This window comes from Luteolibacter sp., assembly GCF_058122085.1.
This window is the reverse complement of record NZ_JBIKBQ010000157.1, coordinates 1-6,854: the sequence shown is the minus strand read 5'-3', so window position 1 is coordinate 6,854 and position 6,854 is coordinate 1. Positions and strand designations below refer to the sequence as shown.

Here is a 6,854-nt window from a genome sequence, read left to right as displayed (position 1 = left end):
AGTGCGGCAAATCCGGTGAGAAAACGAAGGTTCATGGTGGTGCGGAGGAGAGGCTGTTTGGGATTGATGCGTCGGGCGGGATGATGGTCTTCCTGAGCTTTCCGTCAAGCAAGGTCATCATCCATCCTCGGAATCGGCCGTGAAATTTGGCACGGGCGGGGCTTGTCGGCAAGCGGGTTTCCGGCTGAGACTCCCGCACGCCATGCCAGATGCCACGATTCACGCCGTCGGAGAAGTTTTGGAAAACCTCAACCCCGTCCTCTACCGGGTGGCCTTGCCGAACGGGAAAAAAATCCTCGCCCATCTCTCGAAGCCGCTGACCGAGGCGAAAGCCGGCTTTGCCACGGGCGAGCGCGTCGTGCTCGAGTTGACGGCTTATGATTTCGACCAGGCGCGCATTCTCGGTGGCGCGTGACCCAGGCATTCTTGCCTGTCTCACAGGATTCGCCGGATTTCGGGGGGCGGAATTCATCGACATCCGGCGCGGAAGCCCCATGAAAAGCGCCATCACCGAGGACGGAACCTACACGCTCAACGGCGCGGTGAGCGGCGTAAGCGTTTCCAAGAATGTAGGAGCCACGGTGTGGATTCCTTCCGAGAGCGAGACGCTCCTTGGACGATCTGGGGCAGACGCCACAGCCACGCAGCTCGGGAACCGGCGGGTGAGGCGCCGTTTTGAAATGTAGTCGAGGACTTCAGCCCGATGCCATTAAGGATTGGCGAGATCCCTCGCCGAAGTGATTTTCCGGTGTTTGCAGTGGCGGTCCGTCATGTAGTCTGTGCCCAGCCGTGAAACCCGAGTCCATTCTCCAAATCCTGCTCGTCCGCGCCGCCGAGGAAACCGACCCGCGCGGCGAGTGGGTCCCATGGACCGAGCGCGAGCAGGCGACCCGCCGGGCGATCGCCCTCGCCGGCGAACCGGAGCCCGCCGCCGAAAGCGCTCCGCTAGACTCCGGCTTGAGGCAATTTCTCTCTATCCGCGCCGGCCTGCTGCGGGATCGCGCGCTGGCAGTGGTCGGCCCCGTCCCCGCGATCCGGGATTTAAAATGGCCGGGCATCGGCTTGTGTGTGGCGGCCCTCGTCATCGGCTGGGCGTCTCACGGCGCGGGACTTTCGCACTCGTTCGATCTGCTCGCCGGGCCGTTTCTGCTGGTTCTGATTTGGAACACGATCGTTTACATCCTGCTAGTCGCGGAGCGTTTTCACCAACCGGGGGAAACATCCAAGCGCGGGATCATCGCCGCCCTCGCCGACCGCATCCAAGGCGCGATGGCCGGCAAGCACCCTGCTAACAAACCCGCCGAAGCCTACGCCCGCGCGGTCGCCGCGTGGACGCGATCCTGGTGCGCGCCCGCCATCATCTCGTGGTTTCACGCCGGCAGCGCCTGCTTCACGCTCGGCCTGCTCGCCGCCGTCTATTTCCGCGGCCTCTTCACCGGCTATCTCGCCGGCTGGGAAAGCACCTGGCTCGACGCGCGCGGGGTGAGCGCCTTTCTGGAAATGCTCCTCGGCCCCGCCTCGCGGATCACCGGCATCACGCTGCCAGTGTCTAACGAGGCATGGGAGTTGCTGCGGCGCACGGCCTCCCGCGAGGGCGTTCCCGCCGGGCCGTGGATTCATCTTTACGCGGTCACGCTGTGCGGGTGGATCGTCCTGCCACGTCTGGTTCTCGCCATGGTTTCCGGCATCCGTTCCGCCCGCAACCGCGCCACGCCGCCGCCTTGGACGCGCAAGGATCCCTACCTGCGCCGGACGCTCGCCCTCGCCAAACAAGGCGCCAATCTCGGAATCGCCGTGCTGCCCTTCGGTTTCAAAACCCCCGTCACCATCACAGCCGGCCCCTGGCATGACGCCGTCGAGCGCCTCGTCCGCGAAGCATGGGGGCAAAACGCCCGCGCCTGTTGGATGCCGTGCGCGGCCTATGGCGACGAGGACGCGGTCTGGGACGGTCTCTGGTCGCGTGCCGCGGATTGCGGCGGCGCGCTGCTGGTCTTCGACGCGCACGCCACTCCGGAAAGCGAAGTGCACGGCGTGTTGCTAGAATCCGTGTGGGCGCGGTTTTCCGACGAACCCGGCGGCCTGCTCGTCGCTCTCGAATGCGCGAAGTTCGCCGCCCGCCGCCTCGATGCCCGCATCAGCGCCTGGTCCGAACTCGCGCAAGCCCGGAAATTTTCGCTCCTCCCGCTGCAAGACGGCGCGACCGTGGACCCTTCCCTCGCGCCGCCCGACTTCTTGCGCCGGATCGAATGAATTTTCTAACCTCCCCAATCTCATGCAACGCATCGCAATCAGTCTGGCAGGCCACACGAACCTCGGCAAAACCACGCTCGCCCGCACGCTGCTGCGCCGCGACATCGGCGTGGTCGATGACCGGCCGCACGTCACCGACATCGCGGACGGCCACGTCATGGCCAAGGACGAGCAGGCGGAGGTGGTGTTATGGGACTTGCCCGGCTTCGGCGATTCGGTGCGTCTCAAACAGCGGCTGCGGCGCACCGGCATCGTCGCCTGGCTGCTAGGCACCTTTGACCGGTGGGCCGACCGGCCGCTCTGGTGCAGCCAGCAATGCCTGCTCAACGCGAAAAACGACGCCGACGTCGTGCTCTATCTGCTCGACGCCCAGGCCGACCCCGCCGGCAGCCCGGAAGTGCGCGCGGAAATGGAAATTCTCGGCTGCATCGGCAAGCCCGTTTTCCTGCTCCTCAATCAAACCGGCCTGCCCGACGACAAGCGCGACCGCGTGCTCGTCCAAGGCTGGCGCGACGCCCTCGCGGAATTCCCCTTCGTCCGCGACGCCATGCCGCTCGACGGCTGGATGCGTTGCTGGGTGCAGGAATCCCTGCTCTTCCAGCGCATCGCCCCGCTGCTAACGGATGAAAATCGCCCGCACTTCGAGCGCCTCGTTTCCTCGTGGAAACAAGTCCACCACGACGCGGTTTTCACGAACACGATCCACCTGCTCGCCAAGGCCCTCGCCGCCACCGCCACCGACCGCGCGGTGGTGGAAAAGGAATCGCTCGTGGAACAAGCGGTCGCCCTCGCCACCCGCAAGCCCACTCCGCAAAACGAGCGCGCCCGCGCCGCGCTCACCGCGTCGCTCGTCGAGCGCAGCCACCAGACGATGGTCCAACTGCTCGCCGCGCACGGCTTGGAAGGCGTGCCTCGCGACCGCGTGGAATCGATGGTGGACGGCCTCCGCGCCCGCGACCCCGACGCTCCGCCGGAAGTGTGGGCCATCCTCGGCGGTATCGGCTCCGGCGTGATCGGCGGACTCATCGCGGACGTCCACGCCGGCGGCCTCAGCTTCGGCGGGGGCACCGTGGCCGGCGCGTTCATCGGCGGCCTCGCCGCCTACGCGCTGGGTTACGGTTATCAAAAAATGAAGGGCGACGACGGCGTGAACCGCCTGCAATGGAGCGAGAAATTCCTGCTAGACGAATGGCAGGCCTCCGCCCTGCGCTACCTCATGATCGCCCACGTCGGCCGCGGCCAAGGCCGCTGGGAGGAGCCGATCCCCTCCGCGTGGCCCGCGCAGTGGCAGAAATTCATCGACGACTGGACCGCAAATCACCGCAAGGAAATTTCGGCCGCCCTCGCCGCCAGCGAGCTCGATGCCATCCAGGCGCTGATGGAATCCCAGCTCCGCGAAATCCTGAACCACCTCTATCCGAACAGCCGCGATCCGGAGGAAAGCTGAAGGTGGCGGAGCGACGGGGGTTGCGTGTTTCCCGGATTTGCGGCAATTTCCCGCCGTGTCCGAATCCGTCCGTGCCGATCTATGGCTGTGGTCCACCCGGTTTTTCAAAACCCGCGGGCTGGCGGGGGACGCGTGCGCGACCGGCAAGCTCAAGCGCAACGGCCACCCGCTCAAGCCGGCCTCGCCGGTGCAGCCGGGAGATCTGTTGGAAGTCCCCTTCGTGGAAGGGCCGGGAGTGCGGCAGATCTCGGTGAAGGCGGTGATCGTCAAGCGGGTGGGAGCTCCCGAGGCGCAGGCGTGTTACGAGGATCTGACGAAGCCGGAAATCTACGAGGCCTTGAAACTCTGGCAGATCGCGAAACAGGAGGCGGCCAAGGGGCGGCCGACGAAGCGCGACCGCCGGGAAATCGACAAGATCCACGGGTTCTGGGATTGACGCCGTCTGCGAACGACTACTCGTTCAGGACGCTGTAGAAGCATTTTTCCGGCAGCGGCGGGGGAGCGCTGAAGGTGAGTATCCCGTTGCTCGCGCTGCGGCTGGCGCCACTGACGGGCTGCCAGAAATCCAGGTCGATGCTTTGCCACATCGTCTGGGTGGCGGCGGGGTTTTCCGGAACGGTGAGGGCGAATCCGTTGGTGTTCGCGGCGTGGCCGAGCGGGGAGGCCGCGGCGGCGGTGGTGTAGCTGCCGAGATTGAAGCGGAGGCGGTGATAGTAGGTCTGATGGGTGGCGCTCATGGAGGCGATGCCGCTGGCGAGGAGGTTGGTGGTTTCCGACGGGTCAGTTAAAATGTCGTGGAATTGATCGATGCCGGTATTGAAACGGATGAGCTTGTAGCGGTCGTCGCGGATGGCGCGGCCGCCGGTGGTGGGGGCGGCTTGGTCGAACTGCTCGACGTAGAGGCGGGTGCGGGAGGTGTCGCCTTGGTTGGCGAGGATGGGTAGCAGGCTTTTGGAATCGAGCGTCACCGTGGCGGGCCGCGGGACGCCGGCGAGTTCCAGCATGGTAATGAAAAGATCGACGACGTGGATCAGTGACGAATCGGTTCGTCCGCCGGAGTTCACGCTGGGACCCTTGATGATGAAGGGCACGCGCGTGCCGCCTTCGTAAAGCGTGTCTTTGGCGTGGGTGCTGTCGTAAGGCGCTTGGATGACTTGGCCGGGCGTGCCATTGTCACCGATGAAGATGATGTCGGTGGTGGCGGGATTGATGGATAGTAGCAAGCGGCCGATTTCCGTATCCATCGCCTCGATGGCGGCGCGGTATTTGAGCGAGTTGGTGGGGGGATTCGCCCCGTAGCTGTGAAGGTTCACCGGGGGAACGTGGAACGGCGAGTGGGGCGCGTTGAAGGCGACCCATGCGAGCCATTTCTGCCCGGCGGTGTTGCGCGCGTTGATCCACGTGACGGCGTCGTTCACCACGTCGGTGGTGGCATAGGCGGTGCTGGTGGTGTTGACGCCGTTGGTGGTCTTGGTCCAATTGGAATAGTCGGTTAGCGCGCCGGAGGTGGCGCCCGCATAGTGAGGCCAGCCACCGATAGTGTTGGGAAAAGTTCTGATAGCGGCCGGCGTGCCGTTGCTGAGATGCCATTTGCCAAATGAAGCTGCCGCGATGCTGAGATTGTCGTTTTGGGTGATGACTTCCGGCAAGGTCAGTTCGGCGCTGGTGAGCGAGCTTGCCGCTGAAGCCACGTCGCCGACCCCGGTGCGGAAACCGAGCCGGCCCGTCAGAATGGTGGCTCGCGTGGGGGAGCAAACCGGGCAGGCATAGGCTTGGGTGAAGCGGACACCGCTGGCGGCGAGCGAGTTGATGTTCGGCGTGGGCGCGGTGGTTCCGCCGGGATTGTAAAGTGACTGGGCATCCACGCCGTAGTCGTCCGCGATGATGAGCAGGACGTTGTTTCCCGCCGTGGCGGCCGCGGTCATTGCGAGAAAGAGGAGGAATTTCATGGGGCGGGGGATTCTGCCGACGTTAGGGTTTTGAGGAAAGCGACTAGAGCGGCCTTGTCGGCGGTGGCGAGGTTCAGGCCGTTTGCCGGATGCTTCGCCAGGTTCGGATCGAGGGTCGGGCTGCGCTGGACGCCGCTGCTGTAATGCTCGACGACTTCTTCTAGCGTGGCGAAGCGGCCGTCGTGCATGTAGGGAGCGGTGAGGGCGATGTTGCGCAGGCTCGGAGTTGCGAATTTGCCGTGATCGGCGGCGGACCCGGTGACTTTCGCGCGGCCGCGGTCGTCGCCGGAAAGGCCGTTGTTGTGGAATTGATGGTCGCTGAAAAGGGCGCCTCCGTGGCAGTGAAAACAATCGGCCCCGAACTGTCCGGTGCGCGGTTCGTATTCGGTCATGAAGAGCTCGAAACCGCGGGTTTCCTGTTCGGTGAGCTTGGTTTTACCACTGATGGCTTGGTCGAATTTCGCGTCGCGGGCGCTGAGGGTGAGCAGGAATTGTTCGAGGGCGAGGGCGATTTTTTCCGCAGTGATGCCTTCCGACCGGAAGGCGGCACCGAACAGGCGGGCGTAGCAGGGTGATTTTGTTAGCTTCTTGCTGACGTTCTCCAGCGACTCGTCCATTTCGCGGTGATCCGCGATCGGCATGAGGACTTGCTCGCGCAGCGATGGCGCGCAGCCATCCCAGAAGAACTCGCGTTTCCAGGCGAGATTGAAAAGTGGCATGGAGTTGCGATCGCCCATTTTGCCGTCGATGCCGATGATCAGCGGGAGGCGGTCGGTGAAGGCGGAGTCCGCGTGATGGCAGGACGCGCAGGAGACGCTGCCATCGCGCGAGATGGCGGTGTCGTGGAAGAGCTTCTCGCCAAGCGCGACGCGTTCTTCGATGAGTGGGTTGTCACGCGGCAAATCCGGCACGGGAAAAGTCCGGCTCATGGCGAAACGGTAGACCCTTTGCCAAAAATAATTTCCGAAACTCTCACGAAAGACTGGTACGACTGTTTGAATCACTCGACACTCTCGAATCGCTCGCCCTCACCAGCTCCCTAATCCCGATACTTGCACGCTCGAAGAACTCGAAGTTGCATTGGATTGTGGATGTGACAACAAGGTGTTCCGGCGTCTCAACGCCATCCATTTATTGTTAGTCGGTGCGGGTTACGACATTGTGCTGCGCAACAGTCGCGTCAGCGACCGGATGTTCCGGCTCTGGAT

The 6,854-nt window shown here is 64.0% G+C and carries 7 protein-coding genes; 5 read left to right on the top strand and 2 right to left on the bottom strand.

Annotated elements, in window-relative coordinates; genetic code table 11:
* Positions 1-202: 202 nt before the first annotated feature.
* The 5 genes from AC4DF4_RS17395 (at position 203) to AC4DF4_RS17375 (ending at position 4,133) form a co-directional block, all read left to right on the top strand.
* Positions 203-415, top strand: coding sequence for a S1 domain-containing protein (locus AC4DF4_RS17395; protein ID WP_490049377.1), 213 nt, complete (start codon positions 203-205; stop codon positions 413-415).
* 79 nt (positions 416-494) lie between these two features.
* Positions 495-686, top strand: coding sequence for a hypothetical protein (locus AC4DF4_RS17390; RefSeq protein ID WP_490049376.1), 192 nt, complete (start codon positions 495-497; stop codon positions 684-686).
* A 103-nt stretch (positions 687-789) separates the two neighbouring features.
* On the top strand, positions 790-2,250 hold the full coding sequence (locus tag AC4DF4_RS17385; protein ID WP_490049375.1) for a hypothetical protein: 1,461 nt from the start codon (positions 790-792) through the stop codon (positions 2,248-2,250).
* Between the two features lie 22 nt (positions 2,251-2,272).
* The gene (locus AC4DF4_RS17380; protein ID WP_490049374.1) at positions 2,273-3,697 is read left to right on the top strand and encodes a GTPase domain-containing protein; all 1,425 of its coding nucleotides are present in this window, start codon (positions 2,273-2,275) and stop codon (positions 3,695-3,697) included.
* Between the two features lie 55 nt (positions 3,698-3,752).
* Positions 3,753-4,133: an RNA-binding S4 domain-containing protein gene (locus AC4DF4_RS17375; protein ID WP_490049373.1), complete on the top strand. Its 381-nt coding sequence runs from the start codon at positions 3,753-3,755 to the stop codon at positions 4,131-4,133.
* A 16-nt stretch (positions 4,134-4,149) separates the two neighbouring features.
* Here AC4DF4_RS17375 and AC4DF4_RS17370 read toward each other — a convergent pair whose 3' ends face one another.
* Both AC4DF4_RS17370 and AC4DF4_RS17365 read right to left on the bottom strand, forming a co-directional pair.
* Positions 4,150-5,646, bottom strand: a complete 1,497-nt coding sequence (locus AC4DF4_RS17370; protein ID WP_490049372.1) for a sulfatase-like hydrolase/transferase — start codon at positions 5,644-5,646, stop codon at positions 4,150-4,152.
* A complete protein-coding gene (locus AC4DF4_RS17365) occupies positions 5,643-6,575 on the bottom strand; it encodes a cytochrome-c peroxidase (protein ID WP_490049371.1) in 933 nt (310 codons plus the stop codon). The genes AC4DF4_RS17370 and AC4DF4_RS17365 overlap by 4 nt, the downstream gene beginning before the upstream one ends.
* Between the last annotated feature and the right edge of the window lie 279 nt (positions 6,576-6,854).

Coding starts and splice junctions, on each gene's coding strand:
- AC4DF4_RS17395 (WP_490049377.1), top strand. CDS start 203: ATGCCAGATGCCACGATTCACGCCGTCGGAGAAGTTTTGGAAAACCTC.
- AC4DF4_RS17390 (WP_490049376.1), top strand. CDS start 495: ATGAAAAGCGCCATCACCGAGGACGGAACCTACACGCTCAACGGCGCG.
- AC4DF4_RS17380 (WP_490049374.1), top strand. CDS start 2,273: ATGCAACGCATCGCAATCAGTCTGGCAGGCCACACGAACCTCGGCAAA.
- AC4DF4_RS17370 (WP_490049372.1), bottom strand. CDS start 5,646: ATGAAATTCCTCCTCTTTCTCGCAATGACCGCGGCCGCCACGGCGGGA.
- AC4DF4_RS17365 (WP_490049371.1), bottom strand. CDS start 6,575: ATGAGCCGGACTTTTCCCGTGCCGGATTTGCCGCGTGACAACCCACTC.